The 25,222-nt window shown below is 58.9% G+C and carries 28 protein-coding genes and 1 tRNA gene; 14 read left to right on the top strand and 15 right to left on the bottom strand.

Annotated features, from left to right (window positions below; translation table 11 throughout):
• The first annotated feature begins 13 nt into the window (after window positions 1-13).
• Window positions 14-628 (top strand): hypothetical protein, encoded by a 615-nt coding sequence (locus HPDFL43_RS17745; protein WP_007198777.1) that lies wholly within the window; start codon window positions 14-16, stop codon window positions 626-628.
• A gap of 1,125 nt (window positions 629-1,753) precedes the next feature.
• Here the strand turns inward: HPDFL43_RS17745 and rpoH are convergent.
• Window positions 1,754-2,656, bottom strand: a complete 903-nt coding sequence (gene rpoH / locus HPDFL43_RS17740; protein ID WP_007198776.1) for an RNA polymerase sigma factor RpoH — start codon at window positions 2,654-2,656, stop codon at window positions 1,754-1,756.
• A gap of 211 nt (window positions 2,657-2,867) precedes the next feature.
• A complete protein-coding gene (locus HPDFL43_RS17735; RefSeq protein WP_007198775.1) occupies window positions 2,868-3,887 on the bottom strand; it encodes an RluA family pseudouridine synthase in 1,020 nt (339 codons plus the stop codon).
• Between the two features lie 59 nt (window positions 3,888-3,946).
• On the opposite strand from HPDFL43_RS17735, the gene HPDFL43_RS17730 reads away from it, so the two are divergent.
• Window positions 3,947-4,342 carry a hypothetical protein gene (locus tag HPDFL43_RS17730; protein WP_007198774.1) on the top strand — a complete coding sequence of 132 codons (396 nt, stop codon included), beginning with the start codon at window positions 3,947-3,949 and terminating at the stop codon, window positions 4,340-4,342.
• Window positions 4,343-4,344: 2 nt separating this feature from the next.
• Window positions 4,345-5,214, top strand: a complete 870-nt coding sequence (locus tag HPDFL43_RS17725) for a TrmH family RNA methyltransferase (RefSeq protein ID WP_007198773.1) — start codon at window positions 4,345-4,347, stop codon at window positions 5,212-5,214.
• Between the two features lie 22 nt (window positions 5,215-5,236).
• Here HPDFL43_RS17725 and HPDFL43_RS17720 read toward each other — a convergent pair whose 3' ends face one another.
• Both HPDFL43_RS17720 and HPDFL43_RS17715 read right to left on the bottom strand, forming a co-directional pair.
• On the bottom strand, window positions 5,237-6,559 hold the full coding sequence (locus HPDFL43_RS17720) for a coiled-coil domain-containing protein (RefSeq protein ID WP_007198772.1): 1,323 nt from the start codon (window positions 6,557-6,559) through the stop codon (window positions 5,237-5,239).
• 171 nt (window positions 6,560-6,730) lie between these two features.
• Window positions 6,731-7,315, bottom strand: coding sequence for a DUF1134 domain-containing protein (locus HPDFL43_RS17715; RefSeq protein ID WP_040450460.1), 585 nt, complete (start codon window positions 7,313-7,315; stop codon window positions 6,731-6,733).
• A 236-nt stretch (window positions 7,316-7,551) separates the two neighbouring features.
• Here HPDFL43_RS17715 and chpT point away from each other — a divergent pair, with 236 nt between their 5' ends.
• Window positions 7,552-8,208, top strand: a complete 657-nt coding sequence (chpT, locus tag HPDFL43_RS17710) for a histidine phosphotransferase ChpT (RefSeq protein WP_007198770.1) — start codon at window positions 7,552-7,554, stop codon at window positions 8,206-8,208.
• A 290-nt stretch (window positions 8,209-8,498) separates the two neighbouring features.
• Window positions 8,499-8,861, top strand: coding sequence for a response regulator (locus HPDFL43_RS17705; RefSeq protein WP_040449315.1), 363 nt, complete (start codon window positions 8,499-8,501; stop codon window positions 8,859-8,861).
• Window positions 8,862-8,966: 105 nt separating this feature from the next.
• On the opposite strand, the gene ctrA is transcribed toward HPDFL43_RS17705, so the two are convergent.
• Window positions 8,967-9,668 carry a response regulator transcription factor CtrA gene (gene ctrA, locus HPDFL43_RS17700; protein ID WP_007198768.1) on the bottom strand — a complete coding sequence of 234 codons (702 nt, stop codon included), beginning with the start codon at window positions 9,666-9,668 and terminating at the stop codon, window positions 8,967-8,969.
• A 436-nt stretch (window positions 9,669-10,104) separates the two neighbouring features.
• Here ctrA and HPDFL43_RS17695 point away from each other — a divergent pair, with 436 nt between their 5' ends.
• A complete protein-coding gene (locus HPDFL43_RS17695) occupies window positions 10,105-10,461 on the top strand; it encodes a hypothetical protein (RefSeq protein ID WP_007198767.1) in 357 nt (118 codons plus the stop codon).
• A 197-nt stretch (window positions 10,462-10,658) separates the two neighbouring features.
• Here HPDFL43_RS17695 and HPDFL43_RS17690 read toward each other — a convergent pair whose 3' ends face one another.
• Entirely contained in the window at window positions 10,659-10,937 is a 279-nt protein-coding gene (locus HPDFL43_RS17690) for a GNAT family N-acetyltransferase (RefSeq protein WP_007198766.1), read from the bottom strand.
• Window positions 10,938-11,017: 80 nt separating this feature from the next.
• Between HPDFL43_RS17690 and HPDFL43_RS17685 the strand changes: the two genes are divergently transcribed.
• The gene (locus HPDFL43_RS17685) at window positions 11,018-11,467 is read left to right on the top strand and encodes a paraquat-inducible protein A (RefSeq protein WP_007198765.1); all 450 of its coding nucleotides are present in this window, start codon (window positions 11,018-11,020) and stop codon (window positions 11,465-11,467) included.
• A 298-nt stretch (window positions 11,468-11,765) separates the two neighbouring features.
• On the opposite strand, the gene sciP is transcribed toward HPDFL43_RS17685, so the two are convergent.
• Window positions 11,766-12,041 carry a CtrA inhibitor SciP gene (gene sciP, locus HPDFL43_RS17680; RefSeq protein WP_007198764.1) on the bottom strand — a complete coding sequence of 92 codons (276 nt, stop codon included), beginning with the start codon at window positions 12,039-12,041 and terminating at the stop codon, window positions 11,766-11,768.
• Window positions 12,042-12,402: 361 nt separating this feature from the next.
• Here sciP and mnmA point away from each other — a divergent pair, with 361 nt between their 5' ends.
• A complete protein-coding gene (gene mnmA / locus HPDFL43_RS17670) occupies window positions 12,403-13,593 on the top strand; it encodes a tRNA 2-thiouridine(34) synthase MnmA (RefSeq protein ID WP_040450458.1) in 1,191 nt (396 codons plus the stop codon).
• Between the two features lie 80 nt (window positions 13,594-13,673).
• On the opposite strand, the gene HPDFL43_RS17665 is transcribed toward mnmA, so the two are convergent.
• Window positions 13,674-14,642, bottom strand: coding sequence for a Gfo/Idh/MocA family protein (locus tag HPDFL43_RS17665; protein ID WP_007198761.1), 969 nt, complete (start codon window positions 14,640-14,642; stop codon window positions 13,674-13,676).
• 533 nt (window positions 14,643-15,175) lie between these two features.
• On the opposite strand from HPDFL43_RS17665, the gene HPDFL43_RS17655 reads away from it, so the two are divergent.
• Window positions 15,176-15,252, top strand: a tRNA-Met gene (locus HPDFL43_RS17655).
• A gap of 223 nt (window positions 15,253-15,475) precedes the next feature.
• On the opposite strand, the gene HPDFL43_RS17650 is transcribed toward HPDFL43_RS17655, so the two are convergent.
• Together HPDFL43_RS17650 and HPDFL43_RS17645 are read right to left on the bottom strand one after the other, a co-directional pair.
• Window positions 15,476-15,859 carry a hypothetical protein gene (locus HPDFL43_RS17650; protein WP_156970327.1) on the bottom strand — a complete coding sequence of 128 codons (384 nt, stop codon included), beginning with the start codon at window positions 15,857-15,859 and terminating at the stop codon, window positions 15,476-15,478.
• A gap of 62 nt (window positions 15,860-15,921) precedes the next feature.
• The gene (locus HPDFL43_RS17645) at window positions 15,922-16,224 is read right to left on the bottom strand and encodes a thermonuclease family protein (protein ID WP_245271063.1); all 303 of its coding nucleotides are present in this window, start codon (window positions 16,222-16,224) and stop codon (window positions 15,922-15,924) included.
• A gap of 207 nt (window positions 16,225-16,431) precedes the next feature.
• Here HPDFL43_RS17645 and HPDFL43_RS17640 point away from each other — a divergent pair, with 207 nt between their 5' ends.
• The 5 genes from HPDFL43_RS17640 to HPDFL43_RS17620 all read left to right on the top strand — a co-directional run bounded on the left by HPDFL43_RS17640 (window position 16,432) and on the right by HPDFL43_RS17620 (window position 18,941).
• Window positions 16,432-16,848 (top strand): hypothetical protein, encoded by a 417-nt coding sequence (locus HPDFL43_RS17640; RefSeq protein WP_007198757.1) that lies wholly within the window; start codon window positions 16,432-16,434, stop codon window positions 16,846-16,848.
• Between the two features lie 151 nt (window positions 16,849-16,999).
• Window positions 17,000-17,719 (top strand): helix-turn-helix transcriptional regulator, encoded by a 720-nt coding sequence (locus tag HPDFL43_RS17635; protein WP_007198756.1) that lies wholly within the window; start codon window positions 17,000-17,002, stop codon window positions 17,717-17,719.
• A 94-nt stretch (window positions 17,720-17,813) separates the two neighbouring features.
• The gene (locus HPDFL43_RS17630; protein ID WP_007198755.1) at window positions 17,814-18,506 is read left to right on the top strand and encodes an acyl-homoserine-lactone synthase; all 693 of its coding nucleotides are present in this window, start codon (window positions 17,814-17,816) and stop codon (window positions 18,504-18,506) included.
• The gene (locus HPDFL43_RS17625; RefSeq protein ID WP_007198754.1) at window positions 18,499-18,684 is read left to right on the top strand and encodes a hypothetical protein; all 186 of its coding nucleotides are present in this window, start codon (window positions 18,499-18,501) and stop codon (window positions 18,682-18,684) included. Before HPDFL43_RS17630 ends, HPDFL43_RS17625 begins: the two co-directional genes overlap by 8 nt.
• Before the next feature lie 71 nt (window positions 18,685-18,755).
• Window positions 18,756-18,941, top strand: a complete 186-nt coding sequence (locus tag HPDFL43_RS17620) for a hypothetical protein (protein ID WP_007198753.1) — start codon at window positions 18,756-18,758, stop codon at window positions 18,939-18,941.
• 16 nt (window positions 18,942-18,957) lie between these two features.
• Here the strand turns inward: HPDFL43_RS17620 and HPDFL43_RS17615 are convergent, their stop codons facing one another.
• The 5 genes from HPDFL43_RS17615 to HPDFL43_RS22440 all read right to left on the bottom strand — a co-directional run bounded on the left by HPDFL43_RS17615 (window position 18,958) and on the right by HPDFL43_RS22440 (window position 25,132).
• Window positions 18,958-19,164, bottom strand: coding sequence for a hypothetical protein (locus tag HPDFL43_RS17615; RefSeq protein ID WP_040449314.1), 207 nt, complete (start codon window positions 19,162-19,164; stop codon window positions 18,958-18,960).
• Between the two features lie 137 nt (window positions 19,165-19,301).
• Entirely contained in the window at window positions 19,302-22,745 is a 3,444-nt protein-coding gene (locus tag HPDFL43_RS17610) for an SEL1-like repeat protein (protein WP_156970326.1), read from the bottom strand.
• 178 nt (window positions 22,746-22,923) lie between these two features.
• Window positions 22,924-24,077 (bottom strand): IS3 family transposase gene (locus tag HPDFL43_RS17605; RefSeq protein WP_245271052.1). Its coding sequence is split into 2 segments (ribosomal slippage): window positions 22,924-23,825 and window positions 23,825-24,077, totalling 1,155 coding nucleotides; the frame shifts between segments, so codons are not numbered across the junction.
• Window positions 24,078-24,159: 82 nt separating this feature from the next.
• Complete coding sequence (locus tag HPDFL43_RS17595) at window positions 24,160-24,963, bottom strand: DNA adenine methylase (protein ID WP_007198750.1); 804 nt, start codon at window positions 24,961-24,963, stop codon at window positions 24,160-24,162.
• The gene (locus HPDFL43_RS22440) at window positions 24,947-25,132 is read right to left on the bottom strand and encodes a Com family DNA-binding transcriptional regulator (RefSeq protein ID WP_084594708.1); all 186 of its coding nucleotides are present in this window, start codon (window positions 25,130-25,132) and stop codon (window positions 24,947-24,949) included. The genes HPDFL43_RS17595 and HPDFL43_RS22440 overlap by 17 nt, the downstream gene beginning before the upstream one ends.
• Between the last annotated feature and the right edge of the window lie 90 nt (window positions 25,133-25,222).

Below are 25,222 nucleotides of genomic sequence, written 5' to 3'. Positions count from 1 at the left end.
ATTGGAGATACAAATGTACAATGCACCACAACCAAAACTCGAAGACCTTCCAACCAATGCGCAGTTGCGTCGCGCGACGGTGATCGCCGTCATTGGCGCTGCAGCCATCGGCGTGATGGTTTACCTGCCAGCCGAGTACGGCATCGATCCAACAGGTGTTGGCAGCGTTCTCGGCCTTACCGAGATGGGCGAAATCAAGCAGCAGCTGGAGGCGGAAGCCGAAGCTGACCGCCTGCTCCATGGTGATGATGCCTCATCGTCGCTGATGGACAGTGTGTTTGGCCTGTTTGTCTCAGCTGCTCATGCGCAAGAGGCATGGACAGACGAGCTGACCTTCACGCTAGAACCTGGCGCTTCCACCGAAGTGAAGGCAACCATGGAGGCCGGTGCGACGCTGACCTATGCGTGGGTTGCGACAGGGGGACGGGTCAATTTCGATCTGCACGCCCATGCTGGCAGCGAGGCCGTAACCTATGAAAAGGGCCGTGGCCAAACTTCGGGTGAAGGCAGCTTCGAGACCCCATTTGCGGGCGATCACGGCTGGTTCTGGCGCAACCGTGATGATCAGCCCATCACAGTGACACTTCAACTGCGCGGTGACTACAGCGGCATCGTTTGGAGCGATTAGCACTCAAGCTGCGGCCATTGACGTTTGTGTCGCCAGTGGCCGCAGCGACCAACGCGAGGTCGGAAACGGGCCCCTTCATGACAGCCATTTTGTTCGGCACGAACGTCCGCTCAGGGCCGGAAATGACGTTGAGCCCGTCAACACCGAATGTTCGCTTCCGGGCTTTGTTCCGATGAGCCGCCTGACAGGTTACATTGCCGACATTGGTCCCAATTCCCCCACCAAAAAAGTCCTGCCACTTTTTCCCCACCCTCTCCCCCCATGCGATACTCGTCCCACCTTCCGTCCCAACGGATGGCCGGAGCGAACGGAGCTTTGGCTGGCGGGAGGCGGTGAGTGCCGGTTTGCGGGGGCCGTACCTGCGGGCCGGGAGCTTGCGAAGCCTGTCCCCGGCCAGCGCGGGGGCCTGTCCCATCGCGGTGGATGGGGCGAGGGCATGTCGCGCGAATGGCCGGAACCGGTTGCGTCCTTTATTAAAGGGGTGCAGCCGGCGGCGTCTGATCCGCATGGTTGTGAGGGCCGGCCGGGCCCCCACGCGATGCGGCGTCACCCCGGATGCCGGCCTGACACGTCCCTGCCGCACCGGATGGAGCTTACCCTCTGGTGCCGGGTGGGAGAGGGCGGGGTTCGCTCCCCAAAGGGGCGAACGTGACGAAACCGCCCAGGGCTTGAGCCTGGTTTCGCTTGAAGGAGGGCCGGCCTCGCGCCCGGAAGGCGCGGGCATCCCTCACCGGTGGGGCGCGGGTGAAACGCGCCAAGCCAATTTCTGCATGCCACCACGGGCCTTTCGCCCGCGCCCCACAGTCCGGCCTTTGCCCGGACCCGCAAATGCCTCAAGCCGCTGGCGGATTTTTCGCGCGCGGGGTTTTGGTGTGGGGTGTGGGTTCGGACTTGAGCGGCGCGCGTGATCTCACAACCGTCATGCCGGACTTGATCCGGCATCCAGCGACCCGGCGTCTGCCGGGTCAAGAGACTCTCTCCGCCCAAGGACTTGGGCGGGCTGGATACCGGATCGAGTCCGGTATGACGGGTGATCGGAGTTGCCTCGGAAGCATGTCGCAGACCACAAAAAACCCCCGAAAGCGCCGCCGCCTCCGGGGTTTCGATGTCAGTCTGGCGGGGCCGTCAGTCTTCGACCGAGACGAGCGCCTTGTCGCTGGCGGCGGCGGCCTTCTGGACCGCGTCCTGGACCTTTTCGAAGGCGCGGACCTCGATCTGGCGGACGCGCTCGCGGCTGATGTCGAATTCGCCCGAGAGATCCTCAAGCGTGATCGGATCGTCGCGCAGGCGGCGGGCCTCGAAGATCCGCTTTTCGCGCTCATTGAGCACCTCGAGGGCGGATTTGAGCATGGCGCGGCGGCTTTCGAGTTCGTCCTGTTCGACCAGCATGTCTTCCTGGCTGTCGGACTCATCGACCAGCCAGTCCTGCCACTGGCCGGATTCGCCCTCGCTGGCCTTGATCGGCGCATTCAGCGAGGCGTCTCCGGAGAGGCGGCGGTTCATCGAGATGACCTCCTCCTCCGACACGTTGAGCTTGGTGGCGATTTCGGCCACCTGGTCAGGGCGCAGATCACCGTCCTCGACAGCCTGAATCTTGCTTTTGACCTTGCGCAGATTGAAGAACAGCCGCTTCTGGTTGGCGGTGGTGCCCATCTTGACGAGCGACCAGGAGCGCAGGATGTATTCCTGGATCGAGGCCTTGATCCACCACATGGCGTAGGTGGCGAGGCGGAAACCGCGCTCGGGATCGAATTTCTTGACCGCCTGCATCAGCCCGACATTGCCTTCGGAGATCACTTCCCCGATCGGCAGGCCGTAGCCGCGATATCCCATGGCGATCTTGGCGACCAGCCGGAGGTGGCTGGTGACGAGCTTGTGCGCGGCCTTGGTGTCCTCATGCTGGAGGAACCGCTTGGCAAGCATGTATTCTTCCTGCGGCTCCAGCATCGGGAACCGGCGGATCTCGGCGAGATAGCGGTTAAGACCGTTCTCGCCGGCGGAAATGGTTGGCAAACTTGTCTGGGCCATATCAGCACCCCCTTTTTGCAATCGTCAGGCTTCCTTGCGGCAAGCCCTGTGGCCCGGATCGTCACACGCCTCCGGGCACAGCTATATCCCATCTAATTGTGGCAAAAGCCGGGTTCAAGACGGGAGGGCTGCGGTGGGTTCACATTCCCGTTACGAGCGGTTGCCGGTCGGGGCCGGATGTCGGGGCCGGATGTTGGGGGCGGACGTTGTCTCAGATCGCCGCAAAGGCCGCGCGCATCTGCTCCATGTCATCAGGCAGCGGGGCCTCGAAGCGCATGGTCTCGCCGGTTGCCGGGTGCTCGAACACCAGAAGAAAGGCATGCAGGGCCTGGCGCTTGAAATCACCGACAATCCCGCGCAACGGCTCGGGCAGGCGGTTGGCCTTGGTGCGGTAGCCTGCGCCGTAATCCTCGTCGCCGATCAGCGGATGGCCGATATGGGCCATGTGCACACGGATCTGGTGGGTGCGGCCGGTCTCGAGCCGGCATTCCACCAGCGTCGCGGCGCAGGTGCCGTCGGGCTTCTCGCCATAGCGCTCGCGCACCAGATAGTGGGTCACCGCATGGCGCACATCGGGGGCGTCATCGGTGCGGACGGCACGGCGGATGCGGTCGCGGGCGCGGCCGAGGCCCGCGTCAATGGTGCCCTTGAGGCCGGCCGGCTTGCCCCAGACGACGGCCTGGTAGGCGCGCTCCAGCGGTCCGGTCAGACCGTGATCGGCGAACTGGTCGGCGAGATGACGGTGCGCCTGGTCGTGTTTGGCGACCACCATCACCCCGGTGGTGTCGCGGTCGAGCCGGTGGACGATGCCGGGCCGGCGCACGCCGCCAATGCCCGAGAGGCTGTCGCCGCAATGGTGGATCAGCGCATTGACCAGCGTGCCGGTCCAGTTGCCGGCGCCGGGATGCACCACCAGCCCGGCCTGCTTGTTGATGACGATCAGGTCCGCATCCTCATAGAGAATGCTCAGCGGAATGTCCTCGCCCTCGGGCTCCGGATCCTCGGGGTCCGGCACCACCAGGCTGATCTCGTCGCCGGGCTTGATCTTGTGCTTGGCCTGACGGGCCGGCGTACCGTTGACTGAGACCGCGCCGGCTTCGATCAATGCCTTGACACGGCTGCGCGACAGACCGGGCGCGAGCGCCTCGGCCAGCCACGCATCAAGCCTGCCTGCGGCGTCTTCGCCCACCACCAGGGTTTCATGGCCCTGTTGGGCTTCCCTATCGGGCATTGCTTCGCTAAACGGTGTCGCGTTCTTCAAATTCAGGGTCCGCCCGGCAAGGAATAAAAATGTCGCAAGTCAACCAGGACGATCTCGAAGAGAAACCGCTCGATCCGGACATGGAGAAAGTGCGGCGCAAGATGGTGCGGCTGCTGGCGGTGTCAATCGGCATCATGTTCATCGGTCTTATGGCGGTGCTTGGCGCAATTGTCTACAAATTCACGCAGGAGGATGCGTCGGGCAGTGGCAGCCAGATCGCGGCAGGCTCGACGATGGCGCTGCCGGGCGATGATGTGAACGAGGCGGTGGCAACGCTTCCGCAGGGGTTTGCCGTTCAAAGCGTGGCGCTTGACGGTGTCCGCATCGGCTTTTTCGGCCGCGCCGCCGATGGTTCGCAGCGCCTGATCATTCACGATGTGTCGCTGGGCCGGATCGTCAGCGACGTCGTCGTGATTTCGCGCTGACAATGGTGACAGCTGGCTCCTGGCCAGACCGCACGATCCGCATCACCGATCCCGCGGATCCCCGCATTGCTGAATTCACCGCGATGCGCGACCGCGATCTCGCGGGCCGGGGCGACCGTTTCATTGCCGAGGGACGGGTGGTTCTGCAGGCGCTGACCGATGTGCTGGATGACGCCGGAAGCGGGCGCGGTGAGGCGCGTTTTGTTATCGAGAAGGTGTTGTTCCTGGAAAACCGGATCGAGGGGCTGGGCGATCTGATCGACCGGTTGGACGCGGATTGCCCGGTCTATGTGGCGGGCCGCGAGGTGCTCGACGCTGCAGTGGGGTTTGCCATGCATCGCGGCATTCTCGCCCTTGGCCGTCACCTGCCGCCGCCGTCGCTTGGCGGATTTCTCGAAGGCCTGCCGGATCAGGCCCTGGTCGTGGTGGCCTGCGGCATTGCCAATCATGACAATGTCGGCGGCATCTTCCGCAATGCCGGGGTGTTCGGCGCGGATGCGGTGGTGCTCGATCAAAGCTGTTGTGATCCGCTGTACCGTAAGGCGATCCGCGTCTCGGTCGGCGCCGCACTGCGGGTTCCGTTCTGCCGGGGCGGTTCGATTTTGGCTTTGGTAGGCGAGCTGGTCAGCCACGGTTTTGAAGTCGTCGGGCTGTCGCCGCGCGGAGCGGAAGAGCTGAGCCGGTTTCAGCCCGGCCGCCGCCAGGTGCTGCTTTTGGGAACGGAAGGCGAGGGATTGCCTGAAGAGCTGCTGAATGCTCTCGCCACCCTCCGGATCGAGCAGGCGCCGGGGCTCGACAGCCTCAATGTGGCGACCACGAGCGGTATTGCGCTTTGGCACATCGCCAAGACCATGGGCCGGATCGGGCGCTGACAAATCTGGGACTGAAACCGCTTCAGGATTGCGAGGCGGCTATCATTTCGCGGGCGCGGGCCGCAAGGCTCGGACCGGAACCTGCAGATCTGGACTGGTCTTCGCTGCCGGCGAGGATCTTGGCAATTGGCGAATCCGTGCCATCGCGTCCGGCTGTCAATTCCACCATCATGGCCGCGACCGTGGCGATTTCCTGGCGCAATGCGGCATCGTTGCCGCTCTTGTCGGCTTTCAACAGCCGTTCGGTCAATGCAGCCTGACGCGCACGCAAACGGTCGACCTTCTCGCTGTCGGAGAAAGCAGGGGATGGTTCTTCTTTGCGAACAGGCTCGGCCTTCTGAACGGGTTCGGCTTTTTGAACTGGCTCGACTTTCGGAACGGGCCCGGTCTTTTGAACGGAGTTGATCTTGGGAGCCGGTTCGGTGGTTTCCTGTTTCGTCTCGGTCTGCGCGGGTTTGCGCGCGGAGATCGGGGTGACGTTGGAGACGGCCGGCGTCTTTGGTTCTGATGTCCGGACCTGGGCCCTGTTCATTTCCGCTGCGGTTCGATCGCGTTTGGCGGCGGCGAGTTCTTCTGAAAGGCTGCGGTTCTTCTGCTTCAAACGGTCCATTTCCGACACGCGCCGATCCAGCGCGTTTTCGCGGTCGGTGAGGGTGGTGATTGCCTTTGCGAGCTTGGCTTCGGCTTCCGCCAGCCGGCTTTCATCGCGCTTGAGCCTGAAGACGAGTTCCTGTTTGGCCTCTTCGGTCTCCTGGAGAGTGTCGCGCAAGGTGCGGCGTTCGTCTCTCAGCTCATTGATCTGGGCCTTGAAATTTTCAGCTTCGGTGTCGAGTGTGGCGACATCGATCCGCAATTCCTCGATCTCGGCGCCGAGACGGTTGATCGTGTCTTCCTTCTCGGCGATTTCCTGACTGCGGAGCTCGGTGAGACGGATGGCGGCGGCGAGATTTCCGGTCAGACTTGTGATGTCATCATCGCTTTTGTGCACTTTAGCACTGAGGTCGCGGATGCTTGCATCGCGCTCCTCGATGGTTTGTTCGGCCGCCAGTTTTTCGGCGCGGATCGCGACGAGCTCATTGCTCAGGCGCGTGCTGCGTGCCGTCGCTTCGGTCAGCGCTTCCCTTTTCTGTTTGAGGTCGACCGCAAGCCGGGCATTTTCAGCGGCATAGCTTGCCCTGGCCATGTCCTTTTCGGCGCGGATCTCGGCTGCAGACAATGGAACACTGGCGCGGATCCTCCGCTCCGTAAGGGTGACCACCCGGCGCTGAATAATCGGCGCCACGATCAGTGCTACCAGCGCAGCGGCCAAAAAGCCCAATCCGAACAGCAGGACAAACTCGATCACGGCGTATTCAAACCCTCAAAATCCGGGCCGAAACGCCCTGACGGATGTGAGGGTGCTTTAAGCACGACCACAGCTGATCAGCAAGCAGATTGGTGCATTGGGGGCATTGGCGGCAAAGAAAAGGCGGCCTTTTGGAACCGCCTTTCAAGAACATTCACAGAAATGGAAGGTTTAGAACGGGTTCCAGGTCGGTGAAGCTGTCATCTTGAGATAGCCGACATTGAGGCCGAGGCGCGCGCCCACACCGGTGCGGATGGGCACCACCAGCACACCGTTGCGCTGAAGCACGGTCATGCCCAGGCCTGCAATGGCATAGGCCGAGCCCGAGACACCGCCAAAGCGGCCGTAGACACCTTCGATGCTTGGCAGATTGTAGACCAGCATCATGGTGCGGTTGCCGTTGCCGCCATAATCCCAGCCAAGAGAGGGCCCCTGCCAGAACACATTATGCTGGCCAGCATTCTTGGTGTACAATTCACCTTCGCCATAGGTCAGTCCACCAATGAAGGCGCCGGAGGCTTCCTGGCCCAGGATGTAGCCATTGGGAAGCCCGTAGGAGGTGAAGGCCTTTTCGACCACCTTGGCGAGACCACCGGAGGTGGCCCCGAAGAAACCATGACCAGCGTCAACGATCTCCTGGGCAGTGTATTGCGATGAATTGGCCGCATTCTGGGCGAAAGCGCCTGATGTCAGGCCGACAGCCAGAAGCAGCGGCAGAAAGAGCGAGGCGAGGGGGCGAAAGCAGGACGCGATCATGAGGTCCACTCCGTTGATGGGACGGCAGATACCGCAGGAAACAGTGATCATATTGTGACGCGCTGATCTTAATAAGCGGTTTACCAAATGTGGTGTCTTTGGGGCAGGCGCGTTTTGTCTGTAAAAGGCTTGCAATAACCCGAAGCCTTGGCGTCAGTTGCGCTTGCGATAATAGCCGCCCGGTGCAATTTTGCCGTTACAATGATTCGGCACCGTGCTGGCAATAGGAGATTTTAATGGCGAAGAACAAGAATCTGACCCTGGCTGGCCCTGATCTTGCGGCATTGCTTTGCAGTCGTGTGTGCCACGATATCATTTCGCCGGTGGGTGCTATCAACAACGGGCTTGAATTGCTCGACGAGGGCGGCGCGGATGAAGACGCGATGGATCTGATTAGAACCAGTGCGCTCAATGCCTCGGTCCGGCTCAAATTTGCACGGCTTGCCTTTGGTGCATCCGGTTCGGTCGGCGCATCGATTGACACCGGCGAAGCTGAAAAGGCCGTGCTTGATTACGTGTCCGCAGACAAAAAGACCGAAGTGAAGTGGTCCGGCCCGCGCGCGATCATCCCGAAGAATCAGGTCAAGCTGTTGCTGAACCTGTTTCTTGTTGCCTATGGGGCAATCCCGCGTGGCGGCGAAATTGATGTGATCCTTGAGACACTGGATACCGATCCAAAGTTTCGCCTTGTGAGCCGTGGCCGGATGGTGCGTGTCCCGCCGAAGTTCCTCGAGATTCACTCGGGCGAGTTGGACGAGGCTATCGATGCGCACTCCATCCAGCCCTATTACACAGTTCTTCTGGCTGATGAGTCCGGGATGGCGCTCTCCTGCTCGGCGAATGCCGATGAGGTTGTCTTCACGGCTCAGCTTGCGGAAATGGCGGTCGCCTGACCACCGTTGCACCGGCGAATGAGCAGTCCCGAAACGCAGATCACGCAAGCCGGGTCTGCGGTTTCTTTTATGCCGGAGTTGCCGGTCCCTCGCTTGGGGACATGCCGGAAGGCCGCTTGCATCTTGCCGTGATGCCAAAACGGGATCGCGGCCGTTGACGCCGATCGTGTTGGCAACCCTCCGTTAAGCCTGTCTGATTACCGAATCTTTGCTCAATCCTGCTAGTCTGCGATCACTCAATGGTGGTTCGGATTTTCGAACCGCCATGGACAAGGAAGAGGAGAGTCGCCATGCGACGCTTGATGATTGCCGATGATTCCGCCGTGATTTGCAAGGTTGCCAAGCGCATCCTGACCGGGCTGGACTATCTTGTCGTAGAAGCTTCGAATGCTGGCGAAGCGATGATCATGTGTGATGCGGAACTGCCCGAGGTGCTGCTTGTTGACTCCGGGATGACCGGCGCACTGGACCTGATCTCTGCTGTTCGGCAGATGGAAGGCGGCAAGGATGTGCAAATCCATTATCTGATGATCGAAAAGGAATTCAAGCAGATGATGATCGGCAAACGCGCTGGCGCCGATGGTTTCCTGCTCAAGCCGTTCGACCGCCGCACCCTGACCGAGGCCTTCGCGCCTTATGCCGCGGCTGCCTGAGGCATTCTCATTTGCCTTATTGGCCGGGACAGCCTTTTATCGGCAATAAAAAAGCCCGCCTTCCGGCGGGCTTTTTTTAACTGTCAGCGTCTGTCCAGGAGGACGTCAGGCGCTTTCCAGGATCTCGCTTTCGTCCGGCTCGCGCAGCACATATCCACGCCCCCAGACGGTTTCGATGTAGTTCTTTCCGCCTGCAGATGTTGCAAGTTTCTTGCGCAATTTGCAGATGAACACGTCGATGATCTTCAGTTCCGGCTCGTCCATGCCGCCATAGAGATGGTTGAGGAACATTTCCTTGGTCAGAGTGGTGCCCTTCCGCAGTGAAAGCAGCTCCAGCATCTGATATTCCTTGCCGGTCAGGTGGACGCGCTGCGATCCAACTTCGACAGTCTTGGCGTCGAGATTAACCACCAGGTCGCCCGTGGTAATGACCGACTGGGCATGGCCCTTCGAGCGCCGGACAATTGCATGGATGCGTGCAACCAGCTCATCCTTGTGGAACGGTTTGGTCATGTAATCATCCGCGCCGAACCCGAGGCCGCGAACCTTGTCCTCGATGCCTGCCATGCCTGAAAGGATCAGGATTGGCGTTTTCACCTTGGAAAGCCGCAAGGTCCGAAGAACCTCATAACCGGACATGTCCGGCAAATTGAGATCCAGCAGAATGATATCGTAGTCGTAAAGTTTGCCGAGATCGACACCTTCTTCGCCCAGATCCGTGGTGTACACGTTGAAGCTTTCAGACTTCAGCATCAACTCGATGCTCTGCGCTGTGGCGCTGTCGTCCTCGATCAATAGAACCCGCATTTTTATCCCCTTTTCCGCCGTCGCAAAGTCTTGATGATCCACCTACGCGATACGGATCCAGTCGTTGCCTGATTTGGAGGCTGCCACGGAATGGTTAACAAATTCTAATCGGGTTACGCAACCGGTATCGAAATGTTAATTTTCATAGGCATACTCCTGATTTTTCTCCAGAAAACCGCTTTGAAAAAATTGATGTGAAACTTGAGAATTCACAGCTAACTGATTCAAACGACTCTGAAAAAGCGGATGAAAAATCGTGTTTCCCGTTTACTCCGCCTTAAACCATGACCGTTATTATTAACGATGCCCGTAAACGAATGGTTACCGTGATGGCAAAAAGTTAACGTCGCGGTCATTATTGGACATAGGGGCTGGCGCTTGCGCCAGAGTTAAGAGTTTTCCGTAACCGGGGTCTCGCATCACGGGAGTATTGCGTATGAAGTCGCGTGAGAGCCACGTCCGCCTGAAACAGTTTCAGGTTAATGAAAAAACCCGTCAGCTTGGACAGATCCAGCTGATGATGGCAGAAATGGAAAAAATGGCGGCCGAACTGGAGTACCAGATCGCGTCCGAGGAAAAGAAGGCGGGTAACACCGATCCTTCCCATTTCGCCTACCCAACCTTCGCCAAGGCGGCGCGTCAGCGGGCGGACAATCTGCAGACTTCAATTCGCGAATTGAAGACGCAGCTTGATGCGGCTGAGTTGGCGCTCGAAGAGGCGCAGGCAGATTATGACAAGGCTGCTGCACTTGAAGAGCGCGACGCCGGTCAAAGGGCCAACCGCGCGGTCTGACCCGTCGATTGGTTTCAGTCTACCTATTGCGTTGAAAGCTTCTCAACGGGTGCGCATCATGATGCGCACCCGTTGCTTTTGTTGTGATCGAACGGGATCCAGCACGCCGGGCTGCCTGCCTGTCCGTAAAAATACTGGTTTGAGTCCCGCCAGCAGACAGATCTTTCCCGGCCGGGGCCGTCAAACATCGCTTGAGGTTACATGACGGCATCGCGCCACTCCGGGTGGCGCTGCGCCTGGGCCTTGAAAAACGGGCAGAGCGGAATGATCTTCCAGCCGCCGGCCCGCGCGGCTTCAACCGCGTAAGCGGCCAGGGCCTGGCCGACGCCTTTTCCGCGAAGACTGTCCGGAACGCCGGTATGATCGATGATGATCAGTTTGTCCGACGTGCGCGAGTAGGTCATTTTGGCCTCTTCGCCATCCAGGCGCGCCAGATACCGGCCGCCGCTGGCGGTGCTTTCCTCGAGGATGTCCATAAAGATCCACCGTTTGCCAAATGAAATGGGACTCGGATATGGAACATAGCAGCGCCCGCTCAGGGATAAAGGGGAAACGGATGCGTTGGATGCTTGTGACGGCGCTGGTTCTGGCCCCTTTGTTTTTCGGGCTTGGCATAGTCTTGCCGCTGGTGCGGTTTGAAACCCTCTATTTTTTCGATCGATCACCATCGCTGTTGGGCGTGGTGGCGGCGCTGTGGAGCGGTGACGATGCTGTTCTCGCTGTTGTGGTGGCTCTGGTGTCGTTGGTGTTTCCGGTGATCAAGATGGTTGCGATCACCGCGGAGGCACTGGGCGAAGGGTTCGATTCCACATTTGCGCGGACATTGCTGCCCCAGCTCAGCCGCTGGTCGTTGATGGATGTGGTGCTGGTTGCGCTGGTCATCGTGGCGGCAAAAACCGGCGGGATCGCCGAGGCTTTCTCCCAGCCCGGGCTCTGGTTTTACGCCGGCTCAGCCTTGATGGCGGTGCTTGCGCATGGGTTGGCCGGGCGCAGAGCCGGAACCTGACCTCACGGTTTGATCACGGTTGCAGCGCTGCATCTGTTGCCGCGGGCCCGGTGGCTTGTTTGGGCTGGTCTCAAAAAGGGTGTTCCACGCAAGCCAACAGGCTGCCTGCTCCCGTCAGAGGAGGTCAGTCTGCCAAGCGTAGCCTGTTTGATCGCAGAATTTACCAGCAGGGATTTTCACACGCCCACAGCGCTGCGCATCCAGGCGGATGCGCCAAGCACTCTGTCATCCCTTGAAATGATGCATTTGCGGTGCCGCTCAATTGAGTCCAATCGAGCGCGACATGCATGGAGCGCGATCAGTGGCGGTATTGCTGGATGCGCGTGGTGCGCAGGCCGGCGAGACCATGATCACTGATTGAGGACTGCCAGGACAGGAACTCCTCAACTGTCAGCGTGTAGCGCTCACAGGCTTCTTCCAGGCTCAGAAGGCCGCCTCGCACTGCTGCCACCACTTCTGCCTTGCGCCGGATCACCCATCGACGGGTGTTGGCTGGAGGCAGATCGGCGATCGTCAGCGGACTTCCGTCGGGGCCGATCACATATTTGACACGGGGTCGTACCATATCGGTCATTGGACTCTCTTACATACTCAAGACCTACTCACCGCAGACTACAGGCGGGGTTTTAAAATTTGCCTAAGGCGCTCTCAAGGTTTCGGTAATCTTTGGCACACCCTGATACGGCTCCCGGACCGCCGGCTTTCTCCGGTCTCCCGCCAAGGTTCGGCAAGCCCGATTGCGATGCCGGATCGCGATGGCCGGATCACGATGACACATTGCTGGGGAAAATCATGATGGCCAGCGCGTTCCAGCGCGATCCATGGCTTGGTCTTGTTGGCGGCATTTGAACGCCCTATAAAGGGAGGGTCCGATGCGGACGTAATTGCAACCGCTTGATCAGCGCCTTGAACGCTGTTGAATGCCGGGGAAGACAGTGAACAGTCTCGATATTGATAAGGACCCGCGTGATACGCGGGTTGTGGTCGCCATGTCCGGCGGCGTCGACAGCTCGGTCGTGGCGGGTCTTCTCGCCCGCGAGGGCTATGATGTGCTGGGTGTAACGCTGCAACTTTATGACCACGGTGCCGCGGTGCACCGGGCGGGGGCCTGCTGCGCGGGTCAGGACATCGATGATGCGCGCCGGGTCTGCGAGGTGCTCGGCATCCCGCATTATGTGCTCGACTATGAAAAGCGCTTCCAGGAAGCGGTGATCAATCCCTTTGCCGAAAGCTATGTCGCTGGCGAAACCCCGATCCCTTGCGTGGCCTGCAACCAGACGGTCAAATTCGCCGATCTGCTGGCCACCGCGCGCGATCTCGGCGCCGACGCTCTGGCGACCGGACATTACATCCGCTCGCGCGCTAACCCCTCGGCGGACAATCCCGGCCGCCGGGCGTTGTACCGCCCGATCGATTCGGAGCGTGACCAGAGTTACTTCCTGTTCGCCACCACCCAGGACCAGCTCGATTATGTGCGCTTTCCGCTGGGCGAGCTGCCCAAGATCCGCACCCGGGAACTGGCCGAGGAAATGGGGCTGACGGTGGCGCAGAAGGCCGACAGCCAGGACATCTGTTTCGTGCCGCATGGCAAATACGCCAATGTGATCGAGAAGCTGAGACCCAATTCAGCGCTTGCGGGCGAAATCGTGCATATTGACGGTCGTGTGCTGGGGGAACATCCCGGCATCGTGCATTTCACCATTGGCCAGCGCCGCGGCATCGGTGTTGCCGTTGGCGATCCGCTTTATGTGGTTCATCTTGATGCCCGCTCCAAGCGGGTGATCGTCGGTCCGCGCGAGGCTCTCGACACAAGGCGGCTGATCCTGCGGGACATGAACTGGCTGGGTGATTTTGCGCTTGACGACTTGGGGCCGGAAGGCCTCTCCTGCTTTGCCAAGGTGCGCTCGACCCGGCCGCCGCGCCCCGCGGTGCTGCGCTATGAGAATGGCGAGATTTCGGTTGAGCTTGTCGAGGGCGAATCCGGCGTGGCGCCGGGCCAGGCCTGCGTGCTCTATTCGGCGCCGGGCGATGAGGCACGGGTGTTTGGCGGCGGGTTCATCGACCGTTCGGAGCGTTCTGCAGCGGCCGAAGCCATGCTTGCCAATCTGTTGCAGCCTGCCGCCTGAGCATCGTAAGCCGGAAAGGCCTGGCGATGGAGGCGGCCTCCTGAGAGGCCGCTCTCCTGCCAGTTTGCGGAACAGGCGGCTCAGTCGTGACGCACGGTGCCTTCGGACAGGATCTCGATGACGGACAAGCCGTCCGCCACCGGGGTGCGCGGCGCGGTGCCGTCGCGGATGCAATCCACAAAATGGGCGCATTCGCGGGTCAGCGGCATGCCGTCCGGGATGTCGGCATAGTCCGGATCGACCATTTCCGATTGCCAGCCATTGTCGTCCTCCCACAGCTTGTGATGGTAGACGGCGAGTTTTTCGTTCCAGGGCGCGACATCATCAAACACCGCCATGGCCTTTGATCCGATCACTGTGAGCTTGCGCTCGCGGTAGGGATTGAGCCTTGAAGTGAAGACATGGCTGCGCACGCCGCCGGGGAACTGCAGATGCAGATGGGCGAAGTCCGACAGGCGGTTGAGCATGGCCGAGCCCACGCCACGCACGCTGACCGGTTTCTCGCCGGTGAGCGCCAGGATCAGCGAGAGATCATGCGGGGCGATGTCCCACAGCGCGTCATTCTCGGCGTGGAACTTGCCCAGGCCGACCCGGTGGGAGTGAATGTAGCGCACGGTGCCGAGCTCACCGGCGGCGACCAGGCCTTCGAGCGCCTCGAAGGCGGGGTGGAAGCGCAGCACATGACCGGTCATCGCCACCAGGTCCGGGCGTTTGGAGGCCGCGTCCACCACCCGCCGCGCATCGGCGATGGAGAGCGCTATCGGCTTTTCAACCAGCACATGCTTGCCCGCCTCGAGCGCGGCGATGGCCATGTCGGCGTGATATTGCGGCGGTAGGGCGAGCACCAGACCGTCGATTTCGCCGTCGTTCAGCAGGTCATCGATGGACACCGTTTTCACGCCGTGCTGGCCGGCCAACGCCCCCGCGCGGTCCTCATGCCGGTCGGCAACCGCACAAAGCGCGCCGAGTTCGGCGAGCGTGCGGGCGTGATTGGAGCCCCAGTATCCGCAGCCGACAACCGCGATTCGGGGCGAGGGGGTGGTGTGCATGGCCGGGGATGTCCTGTGGTGTTGAAACTGCGGTGTGAGGGCAGGGCACCGCGTGTCCTGATGGTTGCGGGCAGGGGCCCTTGCCTGTCCAAACTGCGCATCGTGCCTCTGGCCGGAACGCGATCCCCGCCCCAAGGCCGATATGCTGTACCGGGATTAGACCCGATGCCGCGTCAAGGCAAGCTTTGCCGCTGTCGCAGCCTGCGTGAAGCGGATTTCGCCGTTCGGCGCCATGGCGGAAGAAGCCTGTCCGGTCCGCGCGCTGAGCTTGACTGCGGGGAGCCAGCGAGCGGAGGCTTGTGTCGCGATGCCAAAGCCCCGATCGCGGGCGCCCTGTGCCGCGGGCATTGGCGCGCCAGTGATGCCGGCGGCTGCTTGAAGCGTGCGCGGGTGGCGGAACCGGACGGCGATTTTTCCCGCCTGCTCACAATTGCCGCAAAGCGCGCCGGAAATGCCCAATCCACGCTTGACACCAGCGGGCCCCCACCCTTATATCCCGCCCGTCCAGCGCGGTTCTTCAACCGTTGGCCGGCGGCGGGGTAGCTCAGGTGGTTAGAGCAGCGGAATCATAATCCGCGTGTCGGGGGTTCAAGTCCCTCTCCCGCTACCATTTTTCTCAGTAAAATCAATGCGTTGCAATTTTGCGGTGCGCAGCAAATGCGTAGCGCACCCGTAGCGCACTTTTCTACCAAGCGTGTAGCCGGTCGCGCGGTTTTGCCTTTTTTGTCAGCCGGTTTTGCCACAACGTGATTTTCTGAAACCTTCTTTGAAGGCTTTTCAAAGCGGGTTTGAAGCGAGCGGCCAATTGCGCATGATCAAAGCATCCCGTGGCGTCAGCGTTTCTTGATTGTCCTGTCCCGCCTTGTCTCTTCGCCCAATGGCCGGTTTCCCCATTCCGAGACGCTTCGCACGCCCAACAGGCGTCGAATGATCAGGTGCCCATAGTCACCCGCAGACGGTGTCTTGATCCGGACATCCATGTAGCTGGCTGTGCCGCAACGGGAGCAGGCGAAGGGCGGCGCGTCCACCGGGCGCGAGGAATTGAGCACCTCGACAAGGTCCGTTGCCAGATAGTTGATCAGCCGCCGGCACGAATTGCAGCGCACCGCGATGATCTGCCCGTCATCGGCAGCGTGCTGCAGCGTGCGAATCGGCTGGGCCGGGTGACGGTGATATTTGCGGTATTCCTCTGGCATGGCCCGCAAGAATAGGAACATTCGCAGAACACGCAAGCGCATTGCGGTTGCGTGTTCCAGATCCGCTCAGCGGCGCTGACAGGCTATTTGCACCAGCTCTCGCGTTTGCCGCGCCATTTGCGGACCAGTCCTTCGGACATCATGATCTCGCCGGCGGAGCGATCGCCAATCATGATCTTCGCGAGTGTGCGGCCATAGCGGTCCTGGCCGCTGCGTTTGATCGTGAATTGGTTCTCGGTCAGCAAAATGCGCAGCCGCTCGGTGGCCTTGGCGGCGGCGATGAGTTCCTCATAGCAACGGCCGCGGGGTTCGGGCGCGTCGATGCCCTCTAGGCGAATTTTTTCGCCCTCGATCCAGACCGTGTCGCCATCAACAACGCAGGTCACCCGATTCGGTCCGGAACACAGCTCCATTGCCGCAGCAGGTCCGGTCTCCATCAGGAAGCAAGTCAAAATGAAAGAGACGGATAGACGTAAATTCAACATGCTAACTCTTGTACGCGATTCCGATTAGGAAATCCGCAATCTGCAGTTAGGCTAGTTCCGCTGGCCACGGTGGTTCGGAAAACTCGTTCAAGACAAAAGGATATCAAAATGGGCGCGAAACAGATCATCACTGGCGGATACCAGATGGGTACGGAAACGCCGATGTATGGCGTGCCGGGAACCGGAGTTTTCTATTCAATTCACCCAACCATTGATCAGTTCATGCAGTTCTCCGCGCGCACCCCGTTCCCGGCAGGCATGATCAGCAATTTGAGGCTGAACCTTCATACCGACAAAGACATTACTGGCGGCTCTTTCACAATCGAAGTGCATTCTTCGGGCTGGGTTGACAACACAAGTGGCACTGGCCTGCTCATCAAAACCCAAACAAGAGGCTCATTCGACCGGAAGAAGATCCACATCGCCGTTGAAGAGGGTGATCTGATCAGCATCAAGGTCGCCAACGACCTCAAAGGTCCTGACCGCGTTTCATTTTCCTACAGTTTCGAGTTTGAGTTGGATTGATCTTTGAGCAGGATCCCGGGAAGTGTCTGCAATGTCCGGCTTGATACTGCAGGGCTGAAACCGGTGTCCACCACCTCTGGCTGAATTCCTTGCCAGAGCACGACCATTTCGCTCATACTGAACTCCTAAATAATGGGGTTTCTTGGGGCTCATGGCAAAACGGCAATCAACGCCGGACACAGCATTCGATTCTGTCCGGTCCTGCCGGACGGTGGAGGAGGCTGTTTTTGCTTTCCGGGCCGAGTACCAGGTCGCCCATGCCACCTATCATCTTGCGCAAACCACCATCTCAGCGCTCGATTCAGCTTATGTGAGAACGACCTATTCGGCCGAATGGGTTTCCCGATATCTCCAGCGAAACTATGTCGACATTGATCCGGTGCTCAAGGAAGGCGTGCAGCGGCAGCTGCCGTTCGATTGGTCGGAGCTAGAGATGAGCGCCGCCGTTCTGCCCCTGTTTGAAGACGCGTTGGCCCATGGCCTGGGTCCAAGCGGATACTCGATCCCGATAATCGACAAGAATTTCCGCCGCGCCCTGTTGAGCATCAATTCCTTTGAAACAGGCGAAGCCTGGAGCGATCTGGTCAATCGCCACAAGGCCGCATGGGCGGAAGCCGCGTTCCTCATTCACGATATGGCGATGAAGGAAATCCATGGCGGCAACGACCAGGCGCTGCATCTGAGCCCGCGCGAAATCGAGTGCCTCACTCTGGCTGCCCGGGGCAAGGATCACAAGGACATCGCTCTCATCCTGGGTCTTTCCGGCCATACGGTTCAAGGCTATCTCAAATCCGCGCGCCACAAGCTCGGCAGCGTCAATATCCCCCAGGCGATCGCCGAGGCGATCCGGTCCAGGATCATCAGTCCCTGATCCCCCAATATTGGGGGACCAGCGCGCGGGAATACCTTCGCGCGCCAAAACAACCGACCTTGGCAGGGCAAACAAACCTGCTGGGAGGCTCGATATGTTTTTGACGATTCAGGCCCATCAATATGACACGCACAGACCCCTGCTCGATGACATGTACCGGTTGCGCAAAAAAGTGTTCGTGGATGAAGCGAAATGGACCATTCCGCACCAGAACGGCCGGGAGATAGACCGCTACGACACGCTCGGCCCGGCCTATCTGGTCTGGTGCAATTCGGAGCGCACGCGGCTTTACGGCTCTCTGCGCCTGTTGCCCACCACCGGCCCGACCCTGCTCTACGACACCTTCCGGGCGACCTTTCCCGGCGATGCCTGCCTGGCGGCGCCGGGCATATGGGAAGGCACGCGGCTTTGCATCGACAAGGCCAAACTTGGCGAAGATCACCCGGACATCCAACCGGTCCGCGCCTTCGGCCTGATGCTGCTGGCGCTTGGCGAGTGCGCGCTTGCCCATGGCATCCACACCATGGTGACGAATTACGAGCCGCATGTCTCGCGTGTCTACACGCGCACCGGCTTGTCAGTCGATGAGATCGGCCGGGCCGATGGCTACGGCCGCTTTCCGGTCTGCTGCGGTGTGTTTGAGGTCAGCGAGAACGTGATCACTGCGATGAGGCACAAGCTCAATGTAGGGCTTCCGCTTTACCGCCACGCCCATTTGCCGTCGATCATTCGGAACGCAGCCGCGCCCAGAAACTCCGGGACAAGAAAGGTGGCCGCCCATGCATGACCGGCAGGCACGCTATCAAACGATCGAGGTGCATCTGCGCCATGCCATGGAGGACGCCAGGCAGATGGGGGATGATTTCCTCGCCTATCTGATCGAAGTCGCCCTGATGGAGACCTGTATGAAAACGCTGCAGGACCCGAAAACCGGTGGAGAAGCCCGCGCGCGCGAAGATTGCTGATTGCAATCTGGGGCGGCACACCTAGTTTCCCATGCAACCTTTCTCACGAGATTGCATGGGAGACACTGCTGATGGCAGGCGAGCGCGAATCCAAGCTGCGATTGACCCTTGAGCGCATGCGGACCGAATTCGCCAGAGGCACCCCGGCTGCGGATGCGCATGAAATGGCCCGGTCGGTCTTCGTGCACAATATGCGTGATGCCGGGGATCGTGAGGATCGGTTGGCGGTTGACAGAGAGGCCGAGCCGCCGGCGTGATTTTGGGTGTTGGGGCCTAACGTATGTCAGGCTTCTCGATGTCAAGTTTGCCATAGGCGGCGTCGATCGCCTCGGTGATCGCATGGATCGCTTTGTAGCCATCGCCGAAGGCCGTGAGGCTAATAAACAGCGGAATCATGTCCTTCTTGAAGCCTTGTGCCGCTTCGATGAATTGCGCCTTTTGAGCTGCCGTGAGGTGTTTGTCGCGCTTGTGTCGTTTCATAGGGGTGCTCCACAATTGGTGAATCATCCCGCCCGTAGCCCGACAGTGCCGGAGAGGTGGTCTGCTGGTCAATGGGAGTTGATCGGTGAGAATTCTGCAGTTTTTGGTGCTCTTGGTTTAAACAATAGTGTTGGCGTTTAGCGCAGTCTGTTTATCTCTCTGAGCTCACTGCATCCTAATTCTTCGCCCCCCTGACATGCCTTATCGTAGAAAATGGCGGCTTGTTTGCGGTCAGCGACTACGCCCATGCCGCTCTCAAACAATTTTCCGAGATTTATGCAGCCGAGCATTGATCCATTTTCGCAGGCGTTATTGTACAGTGCAAAGACCTGAACAAGATCTTGGGCGACGCCCCGTCCTTCTCGATATAGGTTCGCGAGAGAATTGCAGGCCTCTGGATGGTTGCCTTTGCATGCTTGATCAAAAAACATGGCCGCACGTGTTGGATCCACACTCGTCCCCAAACCGTCGCGATATGACACGCCAAGATTGGAGCAAGCCTGCATTTCTCCACCGTTGCAAGCCTGTTTAGCAAGTTCGATGGCCCGTTTCAGATCTACCGGCATACCAGTACCATTCACAAAATAAACGGATAAGTAGTGGCAGGCCGTCATTTCTCCAGCATTGCATGCCTGCTCGTAGAGCTCAGAGGCTCGCTTCGGATCTGCTGGAACGCCCAAGCCGCGTGAATAGAAAGTACCTAGATTGGTACAACCCACGAAATCACCGCCGTTGCATGCCTGCTCGTAGAACTGGGAGGCCTTCTTGGGGTCCGTTTTGACGCCGATGCCATTCTCATAAGCATAGCCAAGGCCTTTGCAGGCCTCAGCATCGTTGCCTGTGCACGCCTGGTCCAACGCTTGAACGGCAAGTTCTGGATCCATTGTCTCATTTAGGTCTTCAAGGTAAAGAACCCCAAAATCAGTGCAACCTGCTATGTGTCCTCCCTTACATGCTTTGTCGTAAAGTTCTAAGGCCCGTTTTGTATCTACATTGACGCCACTACCATTCTGGTAAGCGACTCCTAGGCTATGGCAGCCCGCAATTATGCCACCCTCGCAAGCCCGCTCGAAAAGCTCGGAGGCCCGCTTTGGATCTTTGTTTACGCCGCTGCCATTATGATATGCGGCCCCTAGGACCAAGCAGGCAGGCAGTTCACCGCCATTGCAAGCCATTTCGTAGAGTTGCGAGGCCCGTTGAGGATCTGCAGCGACACCTATACCTTTTTGAAATAAGACACCGAGCAATCTACAGCCCGTAATCTCGCTTGCGTCGCACGCCTGCTTGTAAAGCTCGAAGGCCCGCTCTTGATCTGCGTTTACGCCGCTGCCAGCCACATAGGCGCTCCCGAGTTTCAGGCAGCCTGTCGTTTCACCGGCGTCGCACGCCTGACCATAGAGCTCCACTGCCCGCTTTGGATCTGCCTCTACACCCAGTCCATTCTCATAGGCGACCCCAAGATACAGGCAGCCTGACAGTATTCCGGCGTCGCACGCCTGACCATAGAGCTCCACTGCCCGCTTTGGATCTGCCTTTACACCCAATCCATTCTCATAGGCGACTCCAAGATACAGGCAGCCTGTCGTTTCACCGGCGTCGCACGCCTGACCATAGAGCTCCACTGCCCGCTTTGGATCTGCTTCCACGCCGATGCCATTTTCATAGGCGAGGCCGAGGTTTCGGCAGCCTGACATTATTCCCGCGTCGCACGCCTGACCGTAGAGCTCTATTGCCCGCTCTTGATCTGCGTTTACGCCGTTGCCAGTCACATAGGCGACCCCGAGTTTCAGGCAGCCTGACATTGTTCCCGCGTCGCACGCCTGCCCATAGAGCTCCACTGCCCGCTTTGGATCTGCCTCTACACCCAGTCCATTCTCATAGGCGACCCCAAGATTCAGGCAGCCTGACATTGTTCCCGCGTCGCACGCCTGACCATAGAGCTCCACTGCCCGCTTTGGATCTGCCTCTACACCCAGTCCATTCTCATAGGCGACCCCAAGATTCAGGCAGCCTGACATTACTCCGGCGTCGCACGCCTGACCATAGAGCTCCACTGCCCGCTTTGGATCTGCCTCTACACCCAGTCCATTCTTATAGGCGACCCCAAGATACAGGCAGCCTGACATTACTCCGGCGTCGCACGCCTGACCATAGAGCTCCACTGCCCGCTTTGGATCTGCCTCTACACCCAGTCCATTCTCATAGGCGACCCCAAGATATAGGCAGCCTGCCGCTTCAGCGGCGTCGCACGCCCGACCGTAGAGCTCCACTGCCCGATTTGGATCGGTGTTTACACCATAGCCATTTTCATAGGCGAAGCCGAGGCTCAAGCAACCAATGACCTCACCACCCTCGCAGGCGCGCTCGTAAAGTACTGCGGCGCTTGCCTGGTCTGAAGGAATGCCAACCCCATTGCCGATCATCTGCCCCAAGTTATGGCACCCCAACGGATCGCCGCCATCGCAGGCTTGCCTAAATAACTGAGCAGCGATTGCGGGGGATACTACTTCTGCTTTTTCCTCCATATGCAACACGCCTAGACCAACGCAGCCTCGCATGTTTCCACCATCACAGGCTGCTCTTAGCAGTTGCTCCGACCGCTTGGGTTCAATGCTAAATCTCTCACGTCCCTCTTTGAGGCAATCCTCCGTCAACCCGCCACTACAAGCATAGATTTGCAGAAGGAAACGCCCTTCATCAGATTTTGCAATTAGGCTCAGACGATTGCAGATTTCTCCTTGAAAGAGCGCGCAAACTGCCAAATCTAGGTTCGAAAAGCCAGTTTCATTGTCCTTGAGCAACCAAGAGCCGCCCTGTGCACCCAACCAAACAAATAGGCTTAAAAACAGTGCCACGTAGTCAGCAGGTCTGCGCTCTACTTTAAACCATTCCGCAACTTTCAACCGGCTGAACAGCTTCGCGCTCCAGCTTGCAAATATGTAAGCCCATGTCCAAATAGATGTGAAAAATGTTGAATAGAACGGAGCTGTATAAATTGAAAACGCCAAAATAACGGCAAGAGGATCGTCATAATCTCCTCCAAAAATCCCGATGCGTTGAACGGCCCAGATTACTGCGACGATAATGGCAGCAGTTAAGACAAAATCTAGTAGGAGGATAAGAGCCTGCCCGAACCAGCTCCGAATATTGGGAAGTTTACCGAGCAGATAGCGTGTTTCCAGTAACGAGGCATAGTCAGCAATCATGTTGACTACGATGCCGATGACAAGAGCCTCGATCCACGCTCGTTCACCAAGTGCGCCTCGCGTGGATAAGGCGCCAGACTTGTCCATCATCAACCAAATTAGGCTGACGAAAATTATCGAGACTAAGGAAGAGCTGACGAAACATCGGAGTGAGAGGTGCTGCTTGCCAAATAAGGCATCAAAGATGTTTAGATAGCTTTGCGACCACTTTTGCGGATCCCCTTCACTCTTAAACCAGAGTATAAGCTTTTCTCTTTTCTCATCTCTCAGTTCATTGATCGCGATTTTTGTTGCAATAAAGAACGTAGCAGCGATTCCGATCGGGCTTCCTAGAATTGCATAGATCAATGTGAGAGCTTCGAAGCCGATCGACACAATCAGTATCCTATTCAAGAATGCTCAAAAGACCTGCGATAGGGCGCAAAACACCTTCCCAAGTCCAGCTTCATCGATAATCCATAGAACCAACGCAGGCAAACGAGTTGATAACGAAACCACTAAAATTGTCGAGGTTTGAGCTACTCCCCATTCGTTGGACAGTTTCTGGCGTAAATTAAGCTACTCTTTGCACTTGCTGATCGGGTTGGGTTTCGTCTTTTCCCAGCCAATAGACCACGGCAGGTGGTCTTCCACCAAGGGCTGAGTGTGGGCGTTGATGGTTGTAGAACGTCATCCATTTGCGGATGCCCGCCTTCGCTTCTGATCCGGTCTCCCAGGCATGCAGGTAGACACATTCATATTTCAGCGTCCGCCACAGGCGCTCGATGAAAATATTGTCGAGGAACCGCCCCTTTCCATCCATCGAGATGCGCACGCCGGTCCGGCGCAAGCGGTCCGTCCAGGCGAAGGATGTGAACTGGCTGCCCTGGTCTGTATTCATGATCTCCGGCTGGCCGAACTTGTGGATGGCCTCATTCAGCGCCTCGACACAGAAGTCGGCCTCCAGCGTATTCGAGACGCGCCAGGCCAGAACCTTACGGGTGTGCCAGTCCATGATGGCGACGAGGTAGAGAAAGCCACGCCGCATGGGCAGGTAGGTGATGTCCGAGCACCAGACCTGGTTCGGTCGATCCACGCGCAGTCCTTTCAGCAGGTAGGGATAGGTCTTGTGCCCTTTCGCCGGCCTGCTGGTATTGGGTTTCTGATAGATCGGCATCAACCCCATCAGGCGCATCAACCGGCGTATCCGTTTCTCGTTCACCAGATGGCCATCGTTGCGCAGATGCCAGGTCATCTGCCGGACGCCGAAGAACGGCGTTTCAAGGAACTGCTCGTCGATTTGACGCATCAGGTCGAGGTTCTGCTCGGTCTCGCCCTTAGGCGTGTAGTAGAAGGACGAGCGCGCGATCGACAGCAGCTTGCACTGCTGGCCTATCGACAGCTGGGGGTGATCGGGTTCGACCATGCCGCGCCTCACTTCCCGCCCCATGGCTTCAGCTTTCTTTCCAAAAAAGAGTTGGCCACGGCCAGCTCCCCGATCTTGGCGTGGAGTTCCTTCACCTGCTCCTCGTCGATCTCGGGCTTCTTTCGACCGCCGCGTTCGAACACGCCGGACGCGCCCTCAAGGAGCGCACGTTTCCATTGATGGATCATCGTTGGATGCACCCCGAACCGGCTCGCCAACTCAGCGGCGGTTTCCTCGCCCTTCAGGGCTTCCAGCGCGACCTTCGCTTTGAACTCAGGCGCGTGTTGCTTGCGTTTCGACATCTCTGATCTCCTTCTCGTCGAAGATCAGCAGACTGCAAATCGTAGCTTATGTCAGTGTCCAAATTTCGGGGGGTAGCTCAGTTCAACGTTTGTTTGCCTGTTTCGAAACAATGACCTCCTTAACCTTTTTACCAACACCGCCGGCGATCGAGTAAGTGCAGTCGATCGCCTTGATCGCGAAGCCTTTAAAGATCGCACGCACCTCGGGACGGTCGTTCAAAGACAGTATGACGCCGCCTCGAAGCCCCTTCAAAGTGGCTGCCATTTCCTCGAAATCCGATCTTGAGAACATGCCCGGACCATAGTCGTCTTCGTTCCCGTAATAGGGCGGGTCGAGATAAAACAGCATGCCCGGCCGGTCCCAGCGTTTGAGGAAATCGCGCCAATCGAGCTGCTCGATGACGACGCCGGCCATGCGCTCGTGAATGTCTTCCAACACTGGCCCGAGGCGGGTGATGTTGAAGCGGCCGCCGCCATCCTTGGCGACGCCAAAATTCTGACCGGTGACCTTGCCACCGAAACTCAGCCGCTGGAGATAGAGGAAGCGGGCGGCGCGTTCGAGATCGGTGAGGGTTGCCGGATCGCAGCCGACCAGGCGCTGAAACTCGCGCCGCGACGTGATCTGGAATTTGAGCGTTTCCATGAACTGCGGGTAATGCCGCTGCAGGATCCGGAACAAATTGGCGACCTCACCATTGAAGTCGTTGATCACCTCGGTCCTGGGCTTGCTCGCTCGGCGCAGAAACACACCGCCCATGCCGACAAAGGGCTCTGCGTAGCCGGTGTGCGGTGTGGCATTGATTCGCTCAATGATTGCCTTGGCGAGGATGCGTTTGCCACCGATATAGGCGGCTGGCGGCGAGATAGGTTTAACCGGATTTGACAATGTCTGAGCTCCTTGATCGACGCTCCTGGCGTTCGGTCGCGGGCTCGGCTGGCCTCAGATGATTGATGGTGCCGCAACGGCGGCACTTGATTTCGATATCGCCCAAAGTGGCGTTCTGTCCAGCCCTGAACAAGAGGGCCGAACATTTCCCGCATCGAATGTCTTTCATGTCGAATTAACCAGCTGTCGGTCACCCTCCACCTGCCTCGAAAGAGGCGGCGGGTGGTGACGGTTAACTCATCTTGCTGTCCGGCGGATC

The sequence above is a fragment of the Hoeflea phototrophica DFL-43 genome, from assembly GCF_000154705.2.
Taxonomy (GTDB): Bacteria; Pseudomonadota; Alphaproteobacteria; order Rhizobiales; family Rhizobiaceae; genus Hoeflea; species Hoeflea phototrophica.
Note: the sequence above shows the minus strand (reverse complement) of the source record. Positions and strands in the feature narration are given on the sequence as shown.